Origin of the sequence: Streptomyces angustmyceticus (assembly GCF_019933235.1) — a bacterium.
GTDB lineage: Bacteria > Actinomycetota > Actinomycetes > Streptomycetales > Streptomycetaceae > Streptomyces > Streptomyces angustmyceticus.
This window is the reverse complement of sequence record NZ_CP082945.1, coordinates 622,088-648,068: the sequence shown is the minus strand read 5'-3', so window position 1 is coordinate 648,068 and position 25,981 is coordinate 622,088. Positions and strand designations below refer to the sequence as shown.

The following is a 25,981-nucleotide window of genomic DNA, read 5'->3' as shown; positions in this document are numbered from 1 at the left end:
GGACGGGCGGGGCGGGCTGGTGTCGGCCAGGGGCGCCGGGGCTGTCGGGCCCCGGCCGGTGTCGGGCGCGCACAGCCGACCGGCCCCGGGCGGTGGAACACGTCGTCCCATGGACCGAACGGGCCCTACGGAACCCCCGGGCCCGAAGGCAGCACCAGCGACAGCGCCGTGGAGTGCTCGGCGAACCCCAGACTCCGGTACAGCGGTTCGGCGTCGTCCGTGGCATGCAGGTCGACCCGGGTGACCCCCTGCTCGGCGAACCAGCCCAGCAGCGCCTGCGTCGTGGCACGCGCACAGCCGCGGCCGCGGTAGCGCGGGTCCGTGCAGACGTTGAAGACGAAGCCGAAGCGTCCCGCCGGATGGCTCGGTGACGGCAGCCGCTCCTCGATCGTCCCGAGGGCGCACGCGGCGAGGTGCGGGGCACCGGCCTCGTCGCCCGGCACCACGAAACCGGCCAGCCGCGCGCGCGGCCCGGTCAGCTGTCGACGCGCCGTCACCTCCGCGTCCCGTTCCCAACTCCCGGACACCGCACGCCCGGTCATGGCCCGGAACATCAGCCGGCGCAGCCGGACCAGCTCGGCGGCGTCCTCGGGAACGGCGGCACGGGGCGCGATCATGTCCGGATGCTCGCACATCCGCCGCTCAGCCCAAACGGGGTATCTCAATCGCCGGACAGCGATCCATCACCATGGCGAGACCGGAGTCGTGCACACGGTGCCAGGCCGCCTCGTCGACCACGCCGAGCTGGAACCAGACCGCCTTCGCCCCGACCGCCACGGCCTCGTCGGCGATACCGCCCGCCTGGTCGCTGTTGACGAACACATCGACCACATCGACCGGGAAGGGAATCGCGGCCAGCGAGGGATACCCCTGCTCGCCGTGCACGGTCTCGGCCTTCGGATGCACCGGCACGATCCGCTTGCCATAGCGCTGCAGCACCTCGGCGACACCGTGCGCCGCGCGCTGCTCGTTGCTGGACAGGCCCACGACGGCCCAGGTGTCGCCGAGCTCGGTGAGGATCTTGCGGATCGTGCTGGGGTCGCCGTACACGCACTGCCTCCTGCGCTGGAAGGGTCTTGTGCGGTCAACGGACGGCACGACCCGGAGATTCCCGTCGCGGCAGCCGACAAGGCGTGCGACGTGCAGCGACCGGCGCGCGCCGGACGGCAAGCGCCCCGCCCGAAGGGGAAGACGGGCGGGGCGGGTTCTCGGTGCCGGCGGCTCAGCTGGCGCCGCGGGCCATTCCGCTGCCGGCCATACCGGCTCCGACGACGGTGCTGCCCTTCGCGGCACGGGCCGGCTTGCCGATGCCCCGTCCGCTGCCCACCGGCTCGGCGCCGCCCGCCCCGGTACCCGGGCGCGGCGCCACCGGCACGGCCGCGGCATCCCGCGTCCCGTCCGCCGCGCCGGACGTCTCGGCCAGCGTGGCCCGCAGCTCCTCGGTGTCCACCAGCAGGCTCACCGGCCCGGTCGGGTTGAGGTACAGCGCATGGCCCGGCGGCAGCTGCTCGACGAGCTCGGCCACCGTCCGCCGGTCGTACAGCAGCCGGCCCACCGATTCGAGGTAGCCCGCCGAGGTGTACACGGGGATCACCGGGGTGCCCTCGGGCGAGGCGGCGGCCAGCGGCGTACCGGTCGCGGTCACCAGGACGGAGACCTCCGCGCAGGCCAGCGCCTGCGAGACGGCCTCGCCCGGTCCGTAGCCGGTCGCGGCGAGCTGCATCGCTCCGTCGACCGCGTCGGCCGGCTCCGGCCAGTCCAGCATCTGCGGTGACGGCCGGTACTCCGGATTGTCGCGCCACTCGACGATCTCGCCGTCCGCGTCCGAGCGCCATTGCCCGATCAGCGCCCAGAGGGGCGGTGCCCCCTCTCCCTGCCAGGTCAGATCCACCATGGCCAGCCAGTGGTCGGGTGCCTGGCGTGCCGCCTCGATGACCTCCGGTGGGGGCTCGGGCATCTCCTCGCCCGTCACGGGAACGCCCGCCGTCATCGCCGACTGTGTGCTCTCTTCCATGCAGCCCTCCGCAAACCCGCCGTTCCTACACGTACGAGCGGGGCCCCGGAAACACGAGGCTCTCGCACTGACCTCACAGTGCCCACGGCCGGGGCGGACGTCGCACCGACGCACCGTGCGGACGGGGCGGGTACGCCGCCTGGCCGTGCCGACTGCGCCCGTACGGCGGACACCCGCGCCCTTACGGCGGACACCCCAGCGCGGCGCGGTCCGGCCGGGCGGCGCGTGTCCGCATGTCACAGGGGCCGCATAGGCTGGTCCGATGCAGGAGCAGTACCGCACGCTCGCGCGCGAGGGTGTCCACGAGATCGAGATCAACAAGTCCCGCTTCCTCTGCGCGCTCGCGCCCGTCGCGACCGAGGCCGAGGCGCAGGACTTCATCGCGCGCATCCGCAAGGAGCACCCCACCGCCCGCCACCACTGCTTCGCCTACGTCCTGGGCGCCGACGGCGGCATCCAGAAAGCGAGCGACGACGGCGAGCCGGGCGGTACCGCGGGCGTGCCCATGCTGCAGATGCTGGTGCGCCGCGAGGTCCGCTACGTCGTCGCCGTCGTCACCCGCTACTTCGGCGGGGTGAAGCTGGGCGCCGGCGGCCTCATCCGCGCGTACGGCGGCGTCGTCGGCGAGGCGCTGGACGCGCTGGGCACGGTCACCCGGCAGCGCTTCCGCCTGGTCACGGTCACCGTCGACCACCAGCGCGCGGGCCGGGTGGAGAACGACCTGCGGACGACGGGCCGGGCGGTGCGCGAGGTCACCTACGGGGCGGAGGTCAGCATCGAGATCGGCCTGCCGGAGGCCGACCTCGACGCCTTCCGCGCCTGGCTCGCGGACCTCACCGCCGGCACGGCGCGGATGGCACTCGGCGGCGAGGCGTACGGGGATCTCTGAGCGGCGGGACGACCCGCCCCGTGGCGGAAAGTCCGGCCCGCACCGGTGCGCCCGGGCGCCGATCGTGTCAGCCTGTGGCGCGGCGGGAACCGGCCGCGCCACAGGTGCCCGTGCCGGCACGGGAAGGGGGCCGCCATGCCTGAACTCCTCGATGAGCGCGTGGGATTCGTCCGCCGGATCGGCCTGTTCCAGGCCACCGCCATCAACATGAGCCAGATGTGCGGGATCGGCCCCTTCGTGACCATCCCGCTGATGGTCGCGGCATTCGGCGGGCCGCAGGCCGTGACCGGGTTCCTGGCGGGTGCCGTCCTGGCGCTCGCGGACGGGCTGGTGTGGGCCGAGCTGGGGGCGTCGCTGCCCGGCGCGGGAGGCAGTTACGTCTACCTTCGGCAGGCGTTCCAGTACCGCACCGGCAAGCTGATGCCGTTCCTGTTCGTCTGGACGGCCATGCTGTTCATCCCGCTGGGGATGTCGACCGGCGTGATCGGCTTCGTGCAGTACCTCGGCTACCTGTGGCCGGACATGACCCCGGGCCAGGGCGACCTCGTCGGCCTCGTCGTCACCGCCGGCATCCTCGCGCTGCTGTGGCGGCGGGTGGAGAACATCGCCAGGCTCACCGTCGTGCTGTGGACGGTGATGATCGCCTCCGTCGCCCTGGTCATCACCGCCGCCTTCACCCACTTCAGCCCCGAGCGCGCCTTCACCTATCCCGCCCACGCCTTCGAGCTGACGTCCGGTCACTTCTGGACCGGCTTCGCGGCCGGCCTGACGATCGGCATCTACGACTACCTCGGCTACAACACCGTCGCGTACATGGGAGCCGAGATCAGACGGCCGGGACGCACCATCCCCCGCGCCGTCCTCACCTCGATCACCGGCATCATGACGATCTACCTGCTGCTCCAGATCGGCACCCTGGGTGTCGTGGACTGGAGGGACATGCTCGACCCGCACTCCACGGCGTCCTCCTCCGTCGCCTCCGCCGTGCTGGAGAGGGCCTGGGGCAGGGGCGCCGCCGACACCGTGACGGTACTCATCCTCGTCACCGCCGTCGCCTCCGTCTTCACCGGCCTCCTCGGCGGCTCCCGGGTCCCCTACGACGCCGCCCGCGACCGGGTCTTCTTCCGCCCGTACGGCACGCTCCACCCGCGTCACCGCTTCCCCGTGCTGGGCCTGCTGACCATGGGGGCGGTGATGGCCGCCGGCTTCCTCCTGGGGCGGCACACCGACCTGGCCACGATCATCCAGTTGCTCACCACCGTCATGGTGATCGTGCAGTCGCTGGCCCAGATCGCCGCGGTCACCGTGCTGCGCCGCCGCCAGCCGGGCCTTCGCCGCCCGTACCGGATGTGGCTCTACCCCGTGCCCAGCCTCGTGGGCCTGGTGGGCTGGCTGGTCATCTACGGCTACGCGGACGCCAACTCGCCCGGCCGGCACCCCATCGAATGGTCGCTGGCATGGGTCGGTGCGGGTGTCGTGGCCTTCCTCGCCTGGGCCCGTTACGAGAAGGAGTGGCCGTTCGGCCCGAAGCGGATCAGCGAGGAGTACCTGCACGGCGCCGACCCGGACGCCGAGCGCCCCGGCGGGGACGAGGGGGAGCGGGGCATCGAGGGCACGGTGGGGGCTGCCGGAGGGAGCTGACACCGACGGCAGGGTGAGGGCGCCGGCCGGGTGCCTCACGGACGGCCGGGCCCCGGCTGCCGGAAGGCAGCAGAAAGCCCGAGGCCGGGGCGTCTCCTCCGATGAAGGTGGAAGGGCTATCGGTGGATACGGCCCGGCCTCGGGCCTGATGCTGCGAAGGGTCAGTGGCTGTCCCGGGCGGTGGCGCGATCACCGGCCACGCCCGGGACGGTCCCTGATCTAGCCGGCCATACCGCCGCCGCCGGTGTGGATACCACCGGCCGGGTAGTGCTTCTTGTGGTGCTTCTTGTGCACGACGTGCTTGACGACGCGCTTCACGACCTTGTGGTGGCGGACAATCACCTGACGGTGGAGGCCGTTGATGCAGGTGTTGCCGAAGGCCGGGTTGAGGAGCCCCACGATATTGACGGTGTTGCCACACACGTTGACCGGAATGTGGACCGGGACCTGAATGGCATTGCCCGACAACACTCCAGGTGAGTTGGCCGCGCCGCCGGCCGCGCCACTGTCTGCGAACGCAACCGAAACGCCGCCCAGGGCAGTACTGGCCGCAAGAGCGGCCACAGCAGCCACCCGCGTCATCCGTGACATAACAATCTCCCGATCGATCCAAGCGGCTCACTGCCGCTTCCTGTTACTTCACATCGGCGCGGGCGGCCGGAGCGTGAGGGAATTTTCAAACGTTTCACACTTTCAGGGCATAAATGTGGTTTGATGCCGTGGCGTTTGGAGCAGGGGGGCTGGCGTGCCGCCCGATCTTCGGCCCCTCCGGGACCGGCTTCCCTCGGTCGGCGGCTTGCGGGGCCTTGGCGTGTGCGGCCCGGCCGCGGGGCGGGGTGCCGACAGTACCCAAGCCTGGCGCCGCTAACCGTGAGGCGTGTGCCCATCCGGTGAACGGCGGTGGGCCGATTCCGGTGGCTCCTTCGCCCCCCTGCAGCCCCTGGCCGGCCTCCGGAGTCGGTCGCTCGTTCGATGCTTCCCCCGGTTCGGAGCGGCCGTCCCTGTGTTCAGAGCGGCCGCCTGCGGTCCCGGGGTCACCGCCGCGCGGAGCCGGGGGCGTCGGGCGGTCCGCGGCGGCGCGTGGATCACGGCCTCCCTCCACGGACCTGTGATGTCAGAGGCGGGTGCGAGAATGAGGGCCGTGAAGGAGCGGGGGCGTGCCGCGGGCGGTGCCGGTCGTGCCGGCTCGTGGTCGAGGGAGGGGAAGAGGATGCAGGGCGGAGTCGCCACGTGAGGTTTCTGCACACGTCCGACTGGCATCTGGGGCGGTCCTTTCACCGCGTGAGCCTGCTCTCGGCCCAGCGCGCGTTCCTCGATCATCTCGTCGAGACGGTCCGCGCGCGGGACATCGAGGCGGTGCTGGTCGCCGGTGACGTCTACGACCGTGCCGTGCCGCCGCTGGCCGCGGTCGAACTCTTCGACGACGCCCTGCACCGGCTCTCCGCGCTCGGCGTCCCGACCGTGATGATCTCCGGCAACCACGACTCCGCGCGCCGGCTGGGCGTCGGTGCGGGGCTGATGGAGCAGGCCGGCATCCACCTCCGTACCGACCCGGCCGGCTGCGGCACCCCCGTGCTGCTCTCCGACGCCCACGGCCCGGTGGCCCTCTACGGCCTGCCGTATCTGGAACCCGCCATGGTGCGCGACACGCTCGGCGCGCGGCGGGCCGACCACGCGGAGGTGCTGGGGGCCGCGATGGACAGGGTGCGGGCCGACCTCGCCGGGCGGCCCGCGGGGACCCGCTCCGTCGTGCTTGCGCATGCCTTCGTCACCGGCGGCGCGGTCAGCGACAGCGAGCGCGACATCACCGTGGGCGGGGTCGCCTCCGTGCCCGCGGCCGTGTTCGACGGGGTCGACTACGCCGCCCTCGGGCATCTGCACGGCTGCCAGACCCTCACCGAGCGGGTCCGCTACTCCGGATCGCCGCTCGCCTACTCCTTCTCCGAGGCCGGCCACCGCAAGTCGTCCTGGATCGTCGATCTCGACGCGGACGGGGCGGTGCGGGCGGAGCGGGTGGACTGCCCGGTGCCGCGGCCGCTGGCGCGTCTGCGGGGGCCGCTGGAGCAGGTGTTGGACGACCCGGAGCACGCCCGGCACGAGGAGTCCTGGGTCGAGGTCACGCTCACCGACGCCGTCCGCCCGCACGAGCCCATGGCCCGGCTCGCCCGGCGCTTCCCGCACATCGTCAGCCTCGTCTTCGACCCCGACGAGGGACCCGCCCGCTCGCTCGCCTCGTACGCGCAGCGGCTGCGCGGGCGCAGCGACCAGGAGATCGCCGAGGACTTCGTGGAACACGTACGCTCCGGCCGGGCGGCCGATGAGCAGGAGCGGAGCGAACTGCGCTCGGCGATCGACGAGGTGCGCGTCGACGACACGGCGGCCGAGGTGGCGCGTTGAGGCTGCACCGGCTCTCCCTCACCGCCTTCGGCCCGTTCGGCGGCACCCAGACCATCGACTTCGACCGGCTGTCGCGCGACGGCCTGTTCCTGCTGCACGGCCCGACCGGCGCGGGCAAGACCTCGGTCCTGGACGCGGTGTGCTTCGCGCTCTACGGGTCGGTGCCCGGGGCGCGGCAGAGCGGGCAGGCGCTGCGCAGCGATCTGGCCGACCAGCTGACCCTCACCGAGGTCGTCCTCGAACTGACCGTGGCCGAACGGCGTCTGGAGATCACCCGGCTTCCCGAGCAGCCGCGCCCCAAGAAGCGGGGCAGCGGGACGACCAAGGAGAAGGCGCAGAGCAGGCTGCGGGAGTTCGTGCCGGCCGGGGCGGACGCCGGGGGAGCGGCGGACGGCGACGGGCCGGCGGGCGGCGAGGGGCCCGGGGACGGCACGGGCGGTCACTGGAAGGCGCTGAGCCGCTCGCACCAGGAGATCGGTGAGGAGATCGGCCAGCTCCTCGGGATGAGCAAGGAGCAGTTCTGCCAGGTCGTGCTGCTACCGCAGGGCGACTTCGCGCGCTTCCTGCGGGCCGATGCGGAGGCCCGGTCCCGGCTGCTGGGGAGGCTCTTCGACACCCGGCGGTTCGCGGCCCTCGAAGAGCAGTTGAACGCGCGCCGCAAGGCCGCCGCGGACACGGTCACGGCGGGCGACGAACGGCTGCTGGCGCTGGTGCACCGGATGGCGCAGGCGGCCGGTGAGAGCGCTGATCTCACCGATCCGTCGGTCCCCGCGCCGGACCGGGCCGGGCAGGCGGCACCGGGCGCACCGGCACGCGGCCGCGGCCGGGCCCCGGCGACGGCGGCGGCGAGGAGGGCGACCGTACCGGGGCAGGCCGGACCCGTGGAGGGCGCCGGACGCGGGGCGGGCCGGACCGCGTCCGAGGAGGCCCTGCGGGCACCGGGCCCCGGCGAGCCCGGGTTCGCAGAAGCGGTGCTGGTCAGGGCCGCCGTCGCCCGGGTGAGCGCGCGGGAGCGACTGGCCGTCGCCCGGGCCGCGGAGCGCGCCGCCGAGGCGGCCGAGCAGCAGGCGGCTCAGGGGTGGGAAGAGGCCCGTGAGCGTCACCGGCTCCAGCAGCGCCACGCGGACGCCCGGCAGCGGGCCGCGCGGCTCGAAGCTCGTGCCGAGGAGCGGGAGCGCACCCGCGAGCGGCTGGACCGGGCCCGCGCGGCCGCGGAGGTCGCGCCCGCGCTCGCCCTGCGCGACGCCGCCTGGCACGAACTGGACGCCGCCCAGCGCGCCGAGCGGCAGCACCGGAGCCCGCTGCCGGCCGGCCTCACCGACGCCGAGTGCGATCAACTCGCCTCGACGGAACGCCAGGTGAGGGAGGATCTGGGCTCGCTCGCCGCGGCACGGCGGGCCGAGCAGCGGGCCGACGGCATCGCCCGGGAGCGCACCGCCCTCGACCGTGCGGCCCGTGCCGACGAGCAGACCCTGCGGGACGCCGCCGAGTGGCTCGCCGGATGGGGCGACACCCAGCGCGCCCACCGGCAGCGCATCGACACCGCCCAGGAAGCCGCGACCCGAGCCGAACAGCTCGCCGCCCGGATCGAGCCCGCCGCCGAACGGTGGGAGGCGGCCCGCCGTCGCGACCGCCTCGGCGCCGACGTGGAGTCGGCGGAAAGCGCGCTGCTCACCGCCCGGGAGCGGTCCGCGACGGCCCACGAGCACTGGCTCGACCTCAAGGACCGCAGACTGCGCGGGATCGCCGCCGAGCTCGCCGAGGGGCTGCGCGCCGGCCGGCCGTGCGCGGTGTGCGGGGCGACCGAGCACCCCGACCCGGCCCGTGCCGGAGCCGGTCATGTGGACCGGGCGGCCGAGGAGGCCGCACTGGAGGCCCACCGCCGGGCCGAGGAGGCACGGCAACAGGCAGAGGCGCGCCGCCAGTCGGCCAAGGAGGCACTGGCCGCCGCTGCCGCCACGGCCGGCGACACCCCGGCCGGTGAACTCGCCTCGGAGGTCGAGGAGTTGCGCACCGACCTCGCCCGCGCCCGCGCGCTCGGCGCCGACCTCCCGGCCGCCCGCGAGGCCCTCGACAGCGCCGAGCGCGCCTACGAACGGCGCCGCGCCGAGCAGCAGGAGGCCGAACGCCGGGCCGCTGCCCGTACCTCCCACCGCGACGCGCTGGACCGCGAACGGGCCGCCCTGGAAGAGGAGTTGACCCGGGCGCGCGGCGACTGCCCGAGCGTGGCCGACCGGGCCGCCCGGCTGGAGCGGCAGGTGACCCTGCTCGCCGCGGCGGCGGAGGCGGCCCGTACCGCCGACGGCTGCGCCCAGCGGCTCAAGGACGCCGACGCCGCGCTGTCCGACGCCGCCTACCGCGCCGGGTTCGACACCCCGCAGGACGCCGCCGGGGCACTGCTGCGGGACGACGCATGGCGGGAGCTGCAGCGGCGGCTCGACGACTGGCAGGCGGAATCCGCCGCTGTGCAGGCGGAGCTGGCCGACCCCGGGACGGCCGCCGCCGCGGCGCTGCCGCCCGCCGACCCGGCCACCGCCCAGAGCGTGCGGCAGGCCGCGGCAGCGCGGCTGCGCACCGCCGCGGCCGGCCACGCCGCGGCCCGGGAACGCTGCGCCGAACTCGACCGGCTCTCCGCCCGCGCCGAGGCCGACGCCCGCGCCCTCGCCCCCCTGCGCACCGCCCACGACCGGATCGCCGGCCTCGCCGCACTCGCCTCCGGCACGTCCGCGGAGAACGAGCGGCGGATGCGCCTGGAGTCGTATGTGCTCGCCGCCCGGCTCGAACAGGTGGCGGCGGCCGCCACGGCCCGGCTGCAGCGGATGTCCGGCGGCCGCTACACCCTCGTCCACAGCGACGAACGGGCCGGCGGCGCCCGGCGCTCCGGCCTCGGCCTGCACGTCATCGACTCCTGGACCGGGCAGGAACGGGACACCGCCAGCCTCTCCGGCGGTGAGACCTTCTTCGCCTCACTGGCGCTGGCGCTCGGTCTCGCCGATGTCGTCACCGACGAGGCGGGCGGCACCCGGCTCGACACCCTCTTCATCGACGAGGGGTTCGGCAGCCTGGACGAACAGACCCTCGACGAGGTGCTGGACGTCCTGGACTCGCTGCGCGAACGCGACCGCAGCGTCGGCATCGTCAGCCATGTCGCCGACCTCAAGGCACGGATCCCCGCCCAGCTGGAGGTCGTCAAGGACCGGTCGGGATCCACGGTCCGGCACCGCGTACGGGGCTGAGCCCGCCGGGCGCAGGCCACCGGCCGGGGCGGGGCGGCGGGCGAGCGGTGCGGAGGAGCCGACGACGGTGGGCACCGCGCCCTGACGGGGCAGCCCGCCGGAAAACCGGGTGACACCGCCACCGGGCGGCCACCAGCCTGCTGTGCCATGACCTACGACAGCATCCGCCCCGCAGAGACCTCCGGCACCGCCCCGGACTCCGGCGTGCCCCGCCGCGACCCGCTGCCGCTTCTCGGGCGCACCGCCCTGGTCACCGGGGCGAGCCGCCGCCGCGGCATCGGCTGCGCCGTCGCCCGGCGGCTGGCCGCATACGGCGCCGGCGTCTATCTGCACCACCATGTCCCGCACGACGCCCGCCAGCCCTGGGGAGCGGATCCGGGCGGCCCTGATGCCGTCGCCGACGGGGTGCGGGCGCTCGCCGCCCCGGGCGCGATGGTGGCTCACGGGCCCGCCGATCTGGCCGAACCGGACGCCCCCGCCCGTCTCGTGGACACCGCGGCCGAGGCGCTCGGCGGCCGGCTGGACATCCTCGTCGCCAACCACGCCCTCAGCGGCAGTGACGGTCCCCTGGACGCCCTCGACGCGGCGATGCTCGATGCCCACTGGGCGGTGAACACCCGCTCGGTGATCCTCCTGGCCCAGGCCTATGCGCTCCGGCGCACGAAGGAGATGCCGGGCGGCCGGGTCGTGCTGATGACCTCCGGCCAGGACCTGGGCGACGGGATGCCGGAGGAGATCGCCTACGGCCTGGCCAAGGGCGCGCTGGCCTCGGCGACCCGCAGTCTGGCCACCACCTTCGCCGGCCTCGGGGTGACCGTGAACGCCGTCAACCCGGGCCCCGTGGACACCGGTTACGCGGTCGGCGCGCTGCGCGAGGAGGTCGCCGGGCGCTTCCCGGGCGGACGGTGGGGCGCGCCCGACGACCCGGCCCGGCTGATCGCCTGGCTCGCGACCGACGAGGCGGCGTGGATCACCGGGCAGGTCATCAACTCCGAGGGAGGCTTCCGGCGGTGACGGCGGCCGTGCCGCGCCCCGCCCGGCCGCGGTACCGGACGGGTCCGGCACCGTACGGGACCCGGGCCACCGCCGTTGCCGCGTCCCCGGCCGCCAGTGGGACGCAGCGGGGCGCCGGGGACAGCAAGAACCGGCCGGTCCGCCGCGGGGGCCGCTGTCAGACCGGCCGACCCTGCGGACGGCGGTGGCGGGCCATACCCCGCGGCGTGGCCGGCCACCGCGCTGCCGAGCGGTGGTCAGAGCGCCGACAGCTCGCTGAGCAGGTCGTCCAGGCCCAGGGAGCCCTGCGACAGGGCCGCCATGTGCCAGGTCTTGAGGTCGAAGTCCGCGCCGTGCCGGGCGCGGGCCGCCTCCCGGCCCTGCAGCCAGACCCGCTCGCCGAGCTTGTAGCCGATCGCCTGGCCGGCCATGCCCTGGTAGCGGACGATCTCGCTCTCGACGAAGTCGGCCGGGCGGCTGCTGTGCTGGGCGAAGAACGCGTGCGCCAGCTGCGGCGTCCAGCGCTCGCCCGGGTGGAAGGGGGAGTCCGCCGGGATCTCCAGCTCCAGGTGCATCCCGATGTCGATGATGACCCGGACCGCCCGCATCATCTGCGCGTCGAGATACCCCAGACGCCGTTCGGCGGTGGTCAGGAAGCCCAGCTCGTCCATGAGCCGTTCGGCGTAGAGCGCCCAGCCCTCGGCGTTCGCGCTGACGATGCCCACCGTCGTCTGGTAGCGCGAGAGGGAGTCGGCGACATGCACCCACTGCGCCAGCTGGAGGTGATGGCCGGGCACCCCCTCGTGGTACCAGGTGGAGACCAGGTCGTACGTCGGGAAGCGGGTCTCGCCCATCGTCGGCAGCCAGGTCCGGCCGGGGCGGGAGAAGTCCAGCGACGGCGGGGTGTAGTACGGGGCGGCCGCGCCGCCGGGCGGGGCGATCCGCGACTCCACCCGGCGCACCCGCTCCGCCAGTTCGAAGTGGGTGCCGTCGAGCCCGTCGATGGCCTCGTCCATGAGCGACTGGAGCCACTCACGGGTCTCCTCGACGCCCTCCACCGTCTCGCCGTGCTCATCGCACCAGGCCAGCGCCTCCCACGGCGTCTTCGCGCCGGGCAGCACCTTCTCGGCCTCGGACTCCATCTCGGCCAGCAGCCGGTGGAACTCGGACCAGCCGTACGCGTACGCCTCGTCCGGGTCGATGTCGGCGCCGTTGAAGTAGCGGGCGAGGCGGGCGTAGCGCTCCCGGCCCACCACGTCCGGTGCGCCCTCGACGGCCGGGGCGTAGCTGTCACGGAACCAGTCGCGCAGCTCCCCCAGGGCGCCGGTCGCCACCCCGGCGGCCTCGGTCAGCTCGGCGCGCAGGGCGTCCGGGCCGGCGTCGGTGAACTCGGCGAACCAGCTGCGGTCGGTCCCGATCCACTCGTCCAACTGGCCGATGACGGTGCGGACCTGGGTCGGTCCGGCGGGCAGGCCGCGCTTGAGGCCGGCGTCGAGCGCGGCGCGGTAGCCCTCCAGCGCGGCGGGTACGGCGCGCAGCCGCTGGGCGAGCGCCGTCCAGTCCGCTTCGGTCTCGGCCGGGCTGATCGTGAAGACCTCGCGGACGTGGTGCAGCGGCGAGCTGAGGTTGCTGACCGTGCGCAGGCCCTCGCCCGCTTCGTGGACCGCCAGCTCGGCGGTGAGCCGCTCGCGCAGCAGCCGCGCGCAGACCTGCTCGGCGGACTGCTCCGCGCCCGGCCGGGACTCCGCCTCGGTGAGCTTCTCCAGCGTCGTACGGGCGAGCTGGGCCACCGCTTCCTGGCCCGTCGGTGAGAAGTCGGGGAGCTTGCCGGAACTCTCGGCGACGCCGAGGAAGGTGCCGGTGATCGGGTCCAGCTCGACGAGGGCGTCGACGTAGGCATCGGCGACCTGGCGGGGCAGCGGACCGCCCCCGGAAGTAGTGGTGTTGGACATACCGCCATCCTCGTACGAACGGCCCCGCCGCGTCACCATCATCAGGCGGTACGTTCCTGTCGCTTTGCGGTGTCCTTGCCTCCGCTTACGACGGCGTCCCTGCTCGCGCACGGTCCTGCCCCCGTACGACGGTCCTGCCTCCGCACGACGGCGCCGGCCGGGCGTCGGCGCACCCGGCCGGCGGCCGCGATGCCCGGCCGGGCACCACGGGGCGGTGCTCAGCGGCGACCGCTGCCGTCCTGGACCCGTACGCTCTCCAGGGACTCCCGGCGGGCGGGCACTCCCATGGGGCGTGCGGTGATCACCAGCGTGCCTTCCTCGATCTGGTAGTCGAGCGGCAGCCCGAGGCCGCGCATCGCCGCCACCATGCCGGTGTTGGAGGCCCGGGTGATCGCATAGACGCTCTCGCAGCCGGTCTCGGCCGCCATCGTCACCAGCCGGCGCAGCAGTTCGGCGCCGATGCCGCGCTGCTGCCAGGCGTCCTCGACCAGCAGGGCGACCTCGGTCTCCTCGCCGTCCCACAGCAGATGGCCGAGCGCCACCAGCCGGCCGGAGGCGGTCTCCACCGCCAGGGTGCGGCCGAACCGCGGGCTGAGCAGATGGCCGAGGTAGCGGTCCGCGTCGCCGACCGGGCCGTGGTAGCGCAGCCCCAGGGTCTTCGGGGAGCAGCGGTCGTGCATCTCGCGAGCCGCGGCCAGGTCGGAGGTGTCGGCGCGGCGGACCGTGATCTCGTTGCCCTCGGGCAGCGTCAGCACATCACGCCGCGGGGGCACCCGCTGGCCGAGTCTGGCGTCCAGGTCGACCAGGGCGCGTACCCGGGCGAACTCGGTCGGGGTGAACGGCAATTGCGGCCTTTCGATGGTGAGCGAGCCCCCGGAGGGGTCGCGGAACTTCATGCGGTGTTCCTCCAGTACGCCTTCCGTGGGCACCTGCTCGGCGAGCGGCTGACCGCTCAGCGAGCGGGCGGGAACCGAATGGATCGTGCAGCGCCCCAGCAACTGGCGCAGCGCCAGGGGGAGTTCGGCGGAGTCGAGCGCGGTACGGGTGGCCAGGCCCAGCATCCGGGTCGGGGTGTCGACGAGGTCGTGCGCGTCGGCGCGCTCCAGCCAGCTGTGCGCACCGCCCGCACCGGCCACCGTACGGGTCAGCTCCTCGGGCGCCAGCGCCTCCGGGGCGCGCAGCAGGAACTCGTCGACCGCGCCGTCGGACAGCGGGTGGGTCTGCAGGTTGAGGATGTCCACCCGCCGTGCGGCCAGCGCCGTGCACAGGGCGGCCAGGCTGCCGGGCTCGTCCCGGACCGTGGTCCGCATCCGCCACAGCACCGTCTCCTGACCGGCGGCCCCGGGGGCCGCGGTGGACGGGGACGCCGCCGTGGCGCCGGTATCGGTCGGCGGCGGGGCGTTTTCGTGGCGTCGTGACCACCAGGCGTGGAAGCCGGCCGTGGCCAGCAGGACCACCGCGGCGGAGCACAGCAGGACGGGGCCCGACGGGCCGTGGACGAGGGAGTCGGCGAGGACGTCGGCGACCGCCACGGCGCTGAACAGGGCGGCCAGCTCGATGATCTCCCGCCGCCAGTGGTGGCGGCGGGTGGAACGGGCAGAGGATGCTTCAGTCATGCACACAAGCCTGGCGCACAGGTGTTGCCTGATCGCCAACACATTGTGTCCGACGGGTAAAAGACGCAATCGACGCATTAGCCTCTACTGTCCTACCTGTCCCGGTTGCAGCACCTTGCTGAACAACACCTCGCCGCCCTCCTGACGCAACCGCACCGTCATCTCCCCGCTGTCCCCGTCGATGTCGATCTCGCCGAAGTACTGCGGAGTCTCCGCGGGTGAGGTGTTGGCACGGTCCGGCGCCTTACTGAACGGCTGCTCCGGCCCGAAGGTTCCGTCCAGCTTCAACGCCGGGTACCCGCCCGCGTTCAGCGGCCCCGACACGAACTCCCAGAACGGTGCGAAGTCCTTGAACGCGGCCCGCTCCGGTGCGTAGTGCTGCGCCGCGGTGTAGTGGACGTCCGTCGTCAGCCACACGGTGCCGGTCACCCGGTCGTGCTTGATGTGCCGCAGCAGCTCCGCCAACTGCAGCTCGCGGCCCAGGGGAGCGCCCGGATCGCCCTGCGCCAGCGCCTCGAAGTCGGTCTTGCCGTCCGGTACGACCAGCCCCAGCGGCATGTCGGAGGCGATCACCTTCCACACCGCTCGCGAGCGGGACAGCTCCCGCTTGAGCCAGCGCAGCTGCTCGGCGCCGAGGATGCCCTGCCGGTCGTCGGTCTGCCGGCCGGGCGAATTGGCGTTCCGGTAGCGGCGCATGTCCAGGACGAACACATCGAGCAGCGGGCCGTGGCGCACCACGCGGTAGACCCGGCCTCCCCGGTCGGGCCGCAGCGTACGGATCGGGAAGTACTCGCCGAACGCGCGCAGCGAGCGCGCGGACAGCACGTCCGTCTCCTTCACCGTGTACCGGTCGTCGTCGAGGAGCTGTCCCGGGTACCAGTTGTTGTGCACCTCGTGGTCGTCCCACTGGGTGATCGTCGGCACCTGCGCGTTGAAGCGGCGCAGGTTGTCGTCCAGCAGGTTGTAGCGGAAGGCGCCGCGGAACTCCGTCAGCGTCTCGGCGACCTTCGACTTCTCCTCGGTCGTCACGTTCCGCCAGATCCGGCCGTCCGGCAGTGTCACCCGCTCCGGGATCGGGCTGTCGGCGTAGATGTTGTCGCCGCTGCACAGGAAGAAGTCCGGATTCCGCCGCCGCATGTCCTCGTAGACGCGGTAGCCGCCGCGGTCGGGGTTGATGCCCCAGCCCTGCCCGGCCAGATCGCCCGACCAGTGGAAGCGGACGCCCTCCTGCCGCCCGCCGGCCCCCGCGTTCCGCGAGGCACCGGCGGGGCCGCGGTGCGCGGGCGCCGTGCGGAAGGTGCCGGTCACCGGTCTGCCGGTGCGCCGGGGGTCGTCCGGGTCCGCGAGCAGCACCCGGTAGTGGATCTGCTCACCGGACGGCAGACCGTGCAGCGAGGTCACGCCGGTGAAGTCGGTCCCCGCGCCGATCACCGGGCCGTGCCAGGTCCGGGCGTCGCGGAACGACTCGGTCGCCGCGGTCTGCACCAGCATCCGGGCCGGCCGGTCGGACCGGACCCACACCAGACCCGAGGACGTGGTCACATCCCCGACCTGGACGCCCCAGTCGGCGCCCGGCCGCCCGCTGCGGGCCTGCGCCGGCGCGGCACAGGACAGGGTGGGCAGCGCCAGTGCCGCCGAGCCGGCCGCCGCGCCCTGCAGCAGCGACCGCCGTCCGAAGCCGCCGCCGGATCCCTGCGCCATCTCCAACCTCCATGCGTCGACCGACTTTCCTGCCGCCTCGTTCGTATCGCTGTCCGGTGCCCCGCAGCCGAACGGACGGTGAACAGCGGCCCGTTCGCGGCCGGCGGCACGCCCGCGCGGGAGCGTGTTCCGGGCCCTGGGGGCCCACCGGACCCGGGCCATCGTCGCAAGCCCCCCGCCCGATCGCCAGGATGCGGACGGGACGTTTACGCCTCCGGTACGCCCACCGGGGCCGTCGCATCGAACGGGCGGGGCCGCGCCCCGGCCGGCGGGGTGTGGCCGGCGGACCCTAGTAGGAAGCGCCCCGGCTCATGGTGTCGAGGATGACCCGCGCCACCAGCGCCGGATCGTCGTGCATCGGCACATGCCCGCAGCCCGGCAGCCGCACCAGCCGCGCGCCCGGGATCGTGTGCTTGGCGCGTACGCCCTGACGGGGCAGCAGCAGGCGGTCCCGGCTGCCCCAGCCGATCGTCACCGGGACGTCCGGCACATCCGCGGTGAACCGCACCTCCCGGCCGGCCGCCAGCGTCGGGACGAACCCGGGCCCCTCGCGCAGCGCCCTGGTCTCCGCCACGACGGCCGCCGCCGAACGGCGGGCGGGATGGGCGTAGATGGTGCCGGTCAGCGACGCCCGGCCGAGGGCGGACCGGGCCAGTGACTCCACCACCGGCTGGGGCAGCGCCTGCGCCCCGGCGTACATGCCGCGCAGCACCCCGAAGGCGTACCGCCGCTCCGCCGGGGTCCAGAAGCCCGCCGGGGAGAGCGCCGTGACCGACCGGACGGCCCGCTCCCGGCCCAGCTCCAGGGCGAGCAGGCCGCCCAGAGAGTTCCCCACCACATGCGGGCGGTCGGCGCCCAGCTCCCCGAACGCCGCGATGAGCAGCGGGACGACCGACGACAGCTCGTAGGAGGACCCCTCGGGCAGCGCGGGGGAGGCGCCGAAGCCCGGCAGGTCGAGGGAGATGACCTCGTGGGACGCGGCGAGGATGTCGCACACCGGGCGCCAGGCCTGGAGATGGTGGCCTATGCCGTGCAGCAGGACGACGGGATCGCCCGCGCCCTTGCGCTCGTAGGCGACCGTGAAGGGCGGCCGGTCCTCGGGGGTGACACGGGCGAAGGAGACCGGGGTGGCCATCAGAACTCCTCGGGGGTGCGGTGGTGCGGTGGTGCCGGGCGTGGGCTGACACGATGCCAGGTGAGGCGGGTGAGTGGTACGGGGCAGCAGGGGCGAGTGCGGGAGGTACGGCACCGTACACACCCGCCTCGCCGCACCCGCACGAACGCGCCGCGCCCCGCCCGGGCACACCCACTGCCCCACCGCGCGGATTCCGCTGGACAAGGCGGCGGCGGGCCGGTGGGATGGAGGGGTGCCGAGCGATGCCGTGACCGACCTCACCGATGTCTTCGAGGAGCACCGCCCCGTCCTGTTCGGGGTGGCCTACCGGATGCTCGGCCGGGTGGCCGACGCCGAGGACGTGGTGCAGGACGCCTGGCTGCGCTGGTCGGGGGCCGACCGCGCGGAGGTGCGCGAGCCGCGCGGCTACCTCGTACGGATCACCACCCGGCTGGCCATCGACCGGCTGCGCCAGGTCCAGTCGCGCCGCGAGTCCTACGTGGGCCCCTGGCTGCCGGAGCCGCTGGCGACCGACATCGGGTCCACCGCTCCGGACACCGCGGAGCACGCGGTGTTCCGGGAGTCCGTCACCCTCGCCGTGCTCGTCGTCCTGGAGTCGCTCTCCCCCCTGGAGCGCGCCGTGTTCGTGCTGCGCGAGGCCTTCGGCTATCCGTACGCGGAGATCGCCGCCGTCCTCGACCGCGGTGAGGCGGCGGTGCGCCAACTGGCGGGCCGCGCACGGCGGCACGTCGAGGAGGGCCGCCCCCGCTTCGAGGTCGACCAGCAGCGGCAGCGCGAGCTGACCGAGCGGTTCCTGGCCGCCGCGGCCGGCAACGATCTGGCGGGGCTGTTGAGCCTCCTGGCGGCCGACGCGCGGCTGGTCGGGGACAGCGGCGGGAAGGCCAAGGCCCCGCGGCGGATCATCGAGTCCGCGGACAAGGTCGCCCGCTTCCTCATCGGCGTCACCCGGTCCGTGCCGCCCGGCATGGAGTTCGGCCTCCTCGAACTCAACGGCCAGATGGCGCTGTTGGCGCGCCAGGACGGTGTCCCGGACACCGTCATCCAGTTCGGGGTCCAAGGCGGCCGGATCCAGACGGTCTATGTCGTCCGCAACCCGGAGAAGCTGGGGTCGCTCGCGGCCGCCGACTGAGCCGCGGCGCGCAGGCCGGTCCGCGGTCCGGCCAGCACCGGCACGTCGAGGTCGAGGCCGTCGGCCGCCGGTGCCATGGAGGCCTGCGCCAGGACGATCACATCGGCGTCCCGGATCTCCCGTGCCGCGGCGGCGACGGCCGCCAGATAGCCGTCGCGGTCACCGGCCTCGAAGCGCTCCCAGGCGCCCGGCACCAGCACGGTACGCACCTCGACCTCGCGCCCGGCCCGGTCGGCCTCCTGCGCGAGCAGCTCCTCCGTGGGGACGCGGGTGCTCTCCACGGCCACGAGGACGGCGATGCGCGGGCCGGTGGCGACGGCGGCCGCGGCCATCGGGCGGTCCACCCGCAGCACGGGGAGGCCCAGCACCGCACCGGCCGCCTCGGCGACCGAACCGATCGTCGAGCAGGTGCACAGCGCCGCCCGCGCCCCGTCGCGGGCCGCCTCGCCGAGCTCTGCGGCGACGTCCTCCGCCACGCTCCCGGGGCCCTGCGCCCTTGCCCGGTCGAGGAGTTCGGGCCGTACGACGTGATGCAGCGCCAGGCCGGGGGCCTCCTCGTCGCGCAGGGCGTCGAAGGCCGGGACATGCAGGGGAGAGGTATGGAGGAGCGTGAGCATGCCGGTGACTGTAGCGAGCGGCGCGGCGCCGGGCGCGGTCGGGACCGCGCCGTGCGGGGGTCGTCCGGATCCGTACGTCATGCCGGATTGGTCTTGACCAAGGGTGGGGGCGGCCATATCGTCGGGATACTGCAACAACCTTTCATAAAGAAGCGTTCGTCATCGAGCGCGCCCGGCGGGCCCGCCGGAGCAGCGCCTCGTGCGCGGGCCCGAGCCCCATGCGGGCGCAGTTCCGGTCACGGCCGATGCGGAGGACAGGGTGGGGACCACGCAGCTCGAAACGGTGCCGGAGCCGAAGTACTGGCACCTCAAGACCGTGCTCAGCGAGGCGCTGGACTCGGAGTTCGCGGTCGGCGAGATTCTGCCCAACGAACGTGATCTGGCGGCCCGGTTCGGCGTCGCCAGGGCCACGCTGCGCCAGGCGCTCGAACAGCTGGAGCTGGAGGGCAGACTCCAGCGCCGCCGCGGTGTCGGCACCACGGTCGCGCCGCCGCGGGTCGGCGTCGCCGTCGACCCCGTCCGCCATACCTGGCCCGGCGCCGCCGGGGACGACTGGCAGCCGGTCGACGCCGTCGAGAGCGACACGGTGCCCGCCGCGGTGGCCGCCCTGCTGGCGACGGCGCCCGGCGAGGCGGTGCACATCGTGCGCCGCAGCCGGGTCACCGACGGCCGGCCGGTTGCCGCCGAGCTGCTGTACGTCCCGGCGGCCGCGGTTCCGGACTGCGCGCCGGCCGCCTCGCTCAGCGACCCGGCCCGGGCCGGCGCGGTGCTGCACGCGCTGCAGGCGCTGGAACTGGACGGCCAGGACCGTACCGTCGAGCTGGGCTCGGCCCGTGCGGAGGACGCCAGGCAACTGGACCGGCTGCCCGGCGCGCCCGTGCTCGTGGTCACCACCCGCTATGTCTCCGGGGGCCGTCCGGCTGCCGTGGCGGTCTCCACCTACCGGGCGGACACCTGCCGGCTGACCTTCGGCGAGAGCGAGGCGGTCGCCCTGCTCGCGGGCTGAGCCGCCCGACGGTCGTGCGACGGGCTCCTGCCGGACGGTGTTCCGGCGGGAGCCCGTTCGCGTGGCGCCGCGGGCCGGGCGGCCCGCGCTGTGGCCACAGGGCCGGCGGCGACTCGGCGGCCGCCGGGCGGGGAGGGCCCGCACCGGCCCCTGGTTCAGCGACCGCCCCAACGGCCCCCGCTTCAGCGCCCGCCCGTCACCGCGTCCGGGCTCGTGCGGCGGCCCGTGACCGTGCTCTCCACGGCGAAGAGCTCGCCCTCCACATGATCGAGGGCCAGCCGCAGGGCCCCGGTGGCGACCGCCGCCTCGCCCAGTTGCGACAGGGCGACCCGCGGCGGACGCAGGCAGTAGCGGGCCAACTCCGTGCGCAGCGGCTCCAGTACGCCGTCCAGTCCGGCCGCCCAGCCGCCGATCACCACCAGCTCCGGGTCGAGCGCCAGCACCAGCGCCGCGACGTCGTGCACCAGTCGCCGGATGAACCGGCCGACCGCCTCCCCGGCCTGGGCGTCGCCCTTGCGCGCCGCCGCGAAGACCGCCGCGACCTGCGCCTCGTCCAGGGGGTGCAGCGGCTCGCCGGTCGTCGACAGCAGCTTCTCCGGCGTTGCCTCGCGGCCGAGCAGGTGCAGGGCGCCGATCTCCCCGGCGGCGCCGCCGAATCCGCGGTGCAGACGTCCGCCGATCAGCGAGCCGGCTCCCGGGCTGAGCCCCGCCAGCACGAAAACGATGTCATCGGACGCGGTGGCGGCGCCCTGCCAGTGCTCGGCCACCGCGGCGGCGTTCGCGTCGTTCTCGACCAGCACCGGGCAGCGGAACGACCGCCGCAGCCGCTCGCCCAGGGGCAGCCCCGTCCAGCCCGGCAGCGCCGTGCTCAGCCGTACGGTGCCGTCCGCCTCCACGATGCCGGGGCCGGCCGCGCCGACGGCCCGCAGCGAATCGCGGGGCACGCCCGCACGGCGCAGCAGGTCGGCCACCACGGTGCGGACCCGCTCCAGCCGCTCGTCGGCCGGTGCGTCCTCGGCGACGGGGCGTTGCGCGGAGTCCAGCACCCGGCCGCTGAGGTCGGACAACAGGGCGGCGACGCGGTGCGGGCCGATCTCGATGCCCAGCAGATGGCCGGCCTCCGTACGGAACCGGAACCGCCGGGCCGGCCGCCCCTGACGGCGGGTCGCGCCCTCCTCGGCCGCCGCCTCGACCACCAGACCGGCGTCGATGAGGCCCTCGACCACGCCCTCGACCGTCGGCCGGGACAGGCCCGTCACCTGGACGAGATGGGTCAGGGTGGGGGAGTCCGCGGCCCGCAGCGCGTGCAGCACCACGGCGGAGTTGATCCGTCGCAGCAGGGAGGGATCCCCGCCGGTGAGCCGCCCCAACGTCCGTCTCCCTCGCGTCGCGTGTGTGGCGGATCGTAGCCGGTCGCGGGGTGGGCGGCGAGCCCGACGGGAGGCGGCCGGGCGGGCCGTCGGACTCACCGGGTGAGCGCCGGCGGGAGCGGCCCGGCGCCCTCGCCGCCGTGGACGGCGAAAGCGCCCCGGCGGTGCGTCAGCGTTCCGGTGCGGCGCGCGCGTACGTCTCGTCCGCCGTCTCGTCCGTCGTCTCGTCCGCGACTGGCAGGACGAGCCGCGACGGGTGCTGGAGCGCGACCTCGGCCGGCCGGAGCCGGGTGGCGGTCGCGGGCGGCTCGCCGGTGCCTGTGTGGCGGGCGAAGCGGGGGTGGGCGCCGCCGCTGACCTGCAGCCGCATGCGGTGTCCGGCGGGGAAGCGGTGGGCCGTGGAGCTCATCGCCACCGTGACCGCGGCCGGGGCGCTGCCGGCCGGGTCCGCGGCGTCGTCGGGGCGCAGTCGCAGCACCCCGTCGCAGATGTTGGCCGAGCGGCCCCGGGGGTCGACGTCACAGAGCCGGGCGAAGACATCGGCATGGCCGGTGTCGGTGCGCACCCGCAGTTCGGCGCGCACCGGTCCGAGGACGTCGAGCGGCTCGGTCAGTGGCGCGGTGGTGAACGTCAGGACGTCGTCCCTGGCCTCCAGGGCGGTGTTGTCCTGGGAGCCGGCCTTGCCGGAGAGCACGGGCCCGCCGACCGAGGGGGTCGGGTCGGCCGGGTCGTAGCGGAACGGGACCGGCGCCCAGGGGTGCTCCGGCGGCCGGGTGCGCAGGGTGCCGTCGCCGTCGAGGTGCCAGTGCCGGTCCGTCGTCGCCGGGGGCCAGTCGGGCAGGTCCTGCCACGCCTGCCGGCCGCCCACGTGCACGCGCGCCCGCGTCCCGCGCAGGCCGGACGGGTCGTCGCACAGGTGGGCCCGCAGCCACGCGAGGCTCTCGGCGAAGACCTCGGGCCAGCCCTGCTGCAGGGCGGAGTGGTGTGTCCAGGGGCCGACGAGCAGGGCGGCGTCGCAGCCGGCCCGCCGCAGCCTGCCGTACTGCTGCAGGGTCTGGTCCAGGCCCACGTCGTACCACCCGGTGATCAGGCTGGTCGGTACGGTCAGGCGCTCGGCCGCCACCCCCGCGTCCACGCCCTGCCAGTGCGCGTCCTCCCGGTCGGGGTGGGCCATCACCTCCTCCAGGAACGGCACCCGGCCGCCGAGACCGGGCACATACGTCTCGCCCAGGGGCAGCGTCCGTCCGATCGCCGGCAGGTGACGCCGCAGCCGCAGGGACGCCCGCAGCAGGTGCCGTGTGCCGCGGTGCTGACTGGTCAGGCCCATGGTGCTGGTGAGGGTGTTCTCCAGGGCGAACGCGCCACCGGAGTAGAAGTAGCCGTACAGGTCGTGCAGGCCGACGTGGACCACCATCGCGCGCAGCTCCGGCGGCGGCTCCAGGGCGAGCGCCCACTGCGCGTAGCCGAGGTAGCTGGCGCCGAGCGTCCCCAACGCGCCGCGGAACCAGGGCTGTTCCCGCAGCCAGGCGACGGTGGCCAGGCCGTCGGCGGCCTCGTGCTGCCACAGCGCGAACTCGCCGCCGGAGCCCCCGGTGCCGCGGCAGCTCTGCAGGACGACGTGGAAGCCCTGTTCGGCGAAGAGCACGCCGTACATCGGCGCCCAGGGGAAGCCGCGGCCGTACGGCGAGCGGATCAGCAGGGTGGGGAAGTCGCCGTCGGCCAGGGGGAAGTAGTGGTCGGTCAGCAGGGGGCTGCCGTCGGCGGCGGGCACCACGAGACCGGGCTCGTGGGCGACGTCGTGGCGCGCGGGCGGCAGGCCCCGCATGGTGCGCCGCAGCGCGCGGGTGAGCAGGGGCGGCTTCTTCGCGGACGAGTGGTGCGTCGCCGTCGTCATGGTGCCTCGATTCCCGGAGCGGTCTCCGCAGCATTTCCAGTACGTTGTACGAGAATAGCGTGTGGTGGGATGGCCCCAGAACTGAGGAGAGGTTGCCGTGGCCCGTACTGGAGGCTCGTCCGGCCGTCACGCCGGGGTGGATCCCGAACTGCTCTGGGCGCGGCCCGAACGCCCGCGGCGGGGCAGGCCGCCGGCCCACGACCGCGCCGCGATCACCGCCGAGGCCGTCGCCCTCGCCGACGCCGAAGGGCTGGCCGCCGTCACCATGCGCGCGGTCGCGGGCCGGATCGGCGCGGGGACGATGTCCCTCTACAGCTACGTCCCCAACAAGGAGACGCTGCTGGAGCTCATGATCGACCACGTGAGCGGCGACCACCGGCTGCCGTCCGGGCCCTCCGGCGACTGGCGTGCCGACCTCCGGCAGCTCGCCCACGAGCAGCGTGCGCTGATGCACCGCCACCCCTGGCTGCCGGGCGCGCTGCCCGCCCAGCGGACGATCGGCCCGAACACCCTCGCCGTCTGGGAGTACACCCTCGCCGCGCTCGCCCCCGCCGGCCTGGACGCGCGGGCGCGGCTGGAGACCTTCAGCCTGCTCACCGGGTTCGTCTCCAGCCACGTCCTGTACGAACTCGCCCAGGAGCGGGCGATCGGGGCCGGGGATGCCGCCGGCGGCCTCCTCGACGCACAGGCCCGCCACCTCCGATCCGCTGCCGCCGCGGGCAACCTGCCCCACCTCGCGCAGGCCCTGGAGGAGACGAGCGGCGACCCGGCCCCGCAGGCCGTCTTCGACCGCCTGCTCGACCGCATGATCAACGGGCTGACGGCGGCGACATGACGGGCACCGGCGACCCAGGTGCCGCGGGCGGACCGCGGTCCGCGCGGTCCGGCGGGGCCAATTGTCAGACCCGGCCGGTTTACTGACGGCATGACCATCGACGCGTATCTGGGCACCATCGACCGGCTGCGGCGGCGGGAGTTCCCCGCCGTTCCGGGCCGGTCCGCCATGGTCGAGAGCGGGCCGGGGTTCCACATAGCCGGCCTGCGGATCGGTCAGGAACTCGGGGACGCGGACCCCGCCGAGGTGGCCGAGGCCGCGGAGGAGTTCGAGGCCGAGCTGACCGCGCTGGCGACGGCCCTCTCCTTACGGTGGGGCGAGCCCCGCACCATCGATCTCGCCGGCCCGTTGGAGCGGACGGCGAGGGGCCTGCCCGTCCGCCCGCCGCTGGACACCCTGTGCGGCTACGTCCCGTGGATGCACGGCTGGCGGGTGCCGGGCCGGTGGATCGGGGTGGGCGTGGGACAGGGCGGTCCCGGGCTGCCCTTCCAACTCCTGGCGGCGGTGGGGGAAGCGGGGTGAAGCGGGCGTGGTGTCAGCGGGGGAAGACGGGCGCCAGCGCCGCGCCGGCGAGCCGGCGCGGGGTGCCGGAGCCGTCGGCGGGGACGGTCCACAGGTCCGCGCCGAAGTCGCCCGGCAGGGAGTAGACCAGGGTGTGGTCGTCGCGCCAGACGGCCTGGTCGTCGACGTTGCGGTGCTCTCCCGCCGGGGACTCGCGCAGGGTGCGCAGGTCGAGGACGTACAGCCGCCAGGGCGCGTCCGGGTCGGCGCCCTCGACCCGCTTCTTGTACGCGAGGCGGGTGCCGTCGGGGGAGAGCGAGGGGCATTCGACGTTCGGGTGCAGCGCCTTCAGGGTGCGGGTGGTGCGGTCGCCGCGGACGAGATAGGTCTTCCCGCCCGTGGCGGCGGTGGCGTAGAAGCGGGTGTCGTCGGCGAAAGTGACGCCCCAGACGTTGATGTCGGCCGCGTGCACCCGGTGCCCGTCCACGGTCAGCGCGTAGGTCTCCAGGTTGGCGTCCAGCCCCCGTCCGTCGCTGCCGACGACGGAGGTGCGGGTGGAGAACGCGGTCCCCGCGTAGGAGTCGCCGCTGACGAACACGGTCCAGGCAACGGTCCGGCCGCTGGGGGAGACCCGGGCGCGGGTGGGGGTACCGGCCAGGTCGTAGCGGCGCAGCGGGCGCAGCCGGTGGTCGAGGACCACCGCCCGGTAGGTGTCGCGGAGCGTGCCGTGCACGGCCTGGAGGCAGATGCCGGTGCCGGCGGCGGCGTGGAAGCGCAGGCAGCGGACGCCGGAGGCGGTGCGCGGCCCGTCGGGACGGTCCGCGGGGACGGCGGTGATCTCGTCGCGGTGCGGGCCCCAGGCCATGGAGCGGAAGAGGGCGCGGCGCGGATCGTCCAGGCGCACGGTTCCGGAGGCGACCGCGGGACCGCCGGCCCGGGGGTGCTGCGAGCGGGCGGCGCGCCCCGCGGCGTGCAGGGTCGCGCCGACGGCTACCCCGCCGAGCACGAACACGGCGACGAGCAGGAGGGACAGGCGTGCGCTGCGGCTCAGGGGG

Annotated in this window: 20 protein-coding genes and 1 pseudogene; 9 read left to right on the top strand and 12 right to left on the bottom strand. The window is 74.6% G+C overall.

Going from position 1 to position 25,981, the window contains the following annotated elements; genetic code table 11:
• Window positions 1-125: 125 nt before the first annotated feature.
• The 3 genes from K7396_RS03275 to K7396_RS03265 form a co-directional block, all read right to left on the bottom strand.
• Window positions 126-617: a GNAT family N-acetyltransferase gene (locus K7396_RS03275; RefSeq protein ID WP_086717768.1), complete on the bottom strand. Its 492-nt coding sequence runs from the start codon at window positions 615-617 to the stop codon at window positions 126-128.
• 25 nt (window positions 618-642) lie between these two features.
• Window positions 643-1,050, bottom strand: coding sequence for a CoA-binding protein (locus tag K7396_RS03270; protein ID WP_086717716.1), 408 nt, complete (start codon window positions 1,048-1,050; stop codon window positions 643-645).
• 172 nt (window positions 1,051-1,222) lie between these two features.
• Window positions 1,223-2,014, bottom strand: coding sequence for a type VII secretion system-associated protein (locus K7396_RS03265; RefSeq protein WP_086717715.1), 792 nt, complete (start codon window positions 2,012-2,014; stop codon window positions 1,223-1,225).
• 262 nt (window positions 2,015-2,276) lie between these two features.
• On the opposite strand from K7396_RS03265, the gene K7396_RS03260 reads away from it, so the two are divergent.
• Window positions 2,277-2,903, top strand: coding sequence for a YigZ family protein (locus K7396_RS03260; RefSeq protein WP_086717713.1), 627 nt, complete (start codon window positions 2,277-2,279; stop codon window positions 2,901-2,903).
• Between the two features lie 135 nt (window positions 2,904-3,038).
• Window positions 3,039-4,544, top strand: a complete 1,506-nt coding sequence (locus K7396_RS03255) for an APC family permease (protein ID WP_086717711.1) — start codon at window positions 3,039-3,041, stop codon at window positions 4,542-4,544.
• Window positions 4,545-4,901: 357 nt separating this feature from the next.
• On the opposite strand, the pseudogene K7396_RS35890 reads toward K7396_RS03255, so the two are convergent.
• Window positions 4,902-5,135, bottom strand: a pseudogene (locus tag K7396_RS35890) (chaplin); the annotation flags it as partial.
• 639 nt (window positions 5,136-5,774) lie between these two features.
• Here K7396_RS35890 and K7396_RS03245 point away from each other — a divergent pair.
• The 3 genes from K7396_RS03245 (at window position 5,775) to K7396_RS03235 (ending at window position 11,191) form a co-directional block, all read left to right on the top strand.
• Window positions 5,775-6,941, top strand: a complete 1,167-nt coding sequence (locus tag K7396_RS03245; RefSeq protein WP_086720551.1) for an exonuclease SbcCD subunit D — start codon at window positions 5,775-5,777, stop codon at window positions 6,939-6,941.
• Window positions 6,938-10,177, top strand: coding sequence for an AAA family ATPase (locus K7396_RS03240; RefSeq protein ID WP_086720552.1), 3,240 nt, complete (start codon window positions 6,938-6,940; stop codon window positions 10,175-10,177). The genes K7396_RS03245 and K7396_RS03240 overlap by 4 nt, the downstream gene beginning before the upstream one ends.
• A gap of 147 nt (window positions 10,178-10,324) precedes the next feature.
• A complete protein-coding gene (locus K7396_RS03235; protein ID WP_086720553.1) occupies window positions 10,325-11,191 on the top strand; it encodes an SDR family oxidoreductase in 867 nt (288 codons plus the stop codon).
• Window positions 11,192-11,427: 236 nt separating this feature from the next.
• Here the strand turns inward: K7396_RS03235 and K7396_RS03230 are convergent, their stop codons facing one another.
• The 4 genes from K7396_RS03230 to K7396_RS03215 form a co-directional block, all read right to left on the bottom strand.
• Entirely contained in the window at window positions 11,428-13,122 is a 1,695-nt protein-coding gene (locus tag K7396_RS03230) for a DUF885 domain-containing protein (RefSeq protein WP_086720556.1), read from the bottom strand.
• Between the two features lie 218 nt (window positions 13,123-13,340).
• The gene (locus K7396_RS03225; protein WP_086720554.1) at window positions 13,341-14,738 is read right to left on the bottom strand and encodes a GNAT family N-acetyltransferase; all 1,398 of its coding nucleotides are present in this window, start codon (window positions 14,736-14,738) and stop codon (window positions 13,341-13,343) included.
• An 84-nt stretch (window positions 14,739-14,822) separates the two neighbouring features.
• Window positions 14,823-16,439, bottom strand: coding sequence for an alkaline phosphatase D family protein (locus tag K7396_RS03220; RefSeq protein ID WP_152104208.1), 1,617 nt, complete (start codon window positions 16,437-16,439; stop codon window positions 14,823-14,825).
• A 289-nt stretch (window positions 16,440-16,728) separates the two neighbouring features.
• On the bottom strand, window positions 16,729-17,574 hold the full coding sequence (locus tag K7396_RS03215; RefSeq protein WP_086719559.1) for an alpha/beta fold hydrolase: 846 nt from the start codon (window positions 17,572-17,574) through the stop codon (window positions 16,729-16,731).
• Window positions 17,575-17,806: 232 nt separating this feature from the next.
• Between K7396_RS03215 and K7396_RS03210 the strand changes: the two genes are divergently transcribed.
• Window positions 17,807-18,703: an RNA polymerase sigma-70 factor gene (locus K7396_RS03210; protein WP_086719558.1), complete on the top strand. Its 897-nt coding sequence runs from the start codon at window positions 17,807-17,809 to the stop codon at window positions 18,701-18,703.
• Here K7396_RS03210 and K7396_RS03205 read toward each other — a convergent pair.
• A complete protein-coding gene (locus K7396_RS03205) occupies window positions 18,652-19,320 on the bottom strand; it encodes an aspartate/glutamate racemase family protein (RefSeq protein ID WP_086719560.1) in 669 nt (222 codons plus the stop codon). The genes K7396_RS03210 and K7396_RS03205 overlap by 52 nt on opposite strands.
• A gap of 259 nt (window positions 19,321-19,579) precedes the next feature.
• On the opposite strand from K7396_RS03205, the gene K7396_RS03200 reads away from it, so the two are divergent.
• A complete protein-coding gene (locus K7396_RS03200) occupies window positions 19,580-20,326 on the top strand; it encodes a GntR family transcriptional regulator (protein ID WP_086719557.1) in 747 nt (248 codons plus the stop codon).
• A 182-nt stretch (window positions 20,327-20,508) separates the two neighbouring features.
• Here the strand turns inward: K7396_RS03200 and K7396_RS03195 are convergent, their stop codons facing one another.
• Window positions 20,509-21,696 carry an ROK family transcriptional regulator gene (locus K7396_RS03195; protein WP_086719556.1) on the bottom strand — a complete coding sequence of 396 codons (1,188 nt, stop codon included), beginning with the start codon at window positions 21,694-21,696 and terminating at the stop codon, window positions 20,509-20,511.
• Between the two features lie 169 nt (window positions 21,697-21,865).
• Entirely contained in the window at window positions 21,866-23,590 is a 1,725-nt protein-coding gene (locus tag K7396_RS03190; protein ID WP_086719555.1) for a CocE/NonD family hydrolase, read from the bottom strand.
• Window positions 23,591-23,687: 97 nt separating this feature from the next.
• Here K7396_RS03190 and K7396_RS03185 point away from each other — a divergent pair, with 97 nt between their 5' ends.
• Both K7396_RS03185 and K7396_RS03180 read left to right on the top strand, forming a co-directional pair.
• Window positions 23,688-24,425, top strand: a complete 738-nt coding sequence (locus tag K7396_RS03185) for a TetR/AcrR family transcriptional regulator (RefSeq protein ID WP_373866865.1) — start codon at window positions 23,688-23,690, stop codon at window positions 24,423-24,425.
• Between the two features lie 90 nt (window positions 24,426-24,515).
• Window positions 24,516-24,947 carry a hypothetical protein gene (locus tag K7396_RS03180; protein WP_086719553.1) on the top strand — a complete coding sequence of 144 codons (432 nt, stop codon included), beginning with the start codon at window positions 24,516-24,518 and terminating at the stop codon, window positions 24,945-24,947.
• A 13-nt stretch (window positions 24,948-24,960) separates the two neighbouring features.
• Here K7396_RS03180 and K7396_RS03175 read toward each other — a convergent pair whose 3' ends face one another.
• Window positions 24,961-25,977, bottom strand: coding sequence for a TolB family protein (locus tag K7396_RS03175; RefSeq protein WP_152104264.1), 1,017 nt, complete (start codon window positions 25,975-25,977; stop codon window positions 24,961-24,963).
• Window positions 25,978-25,981 lie beyond the last annotated feature (4 nt).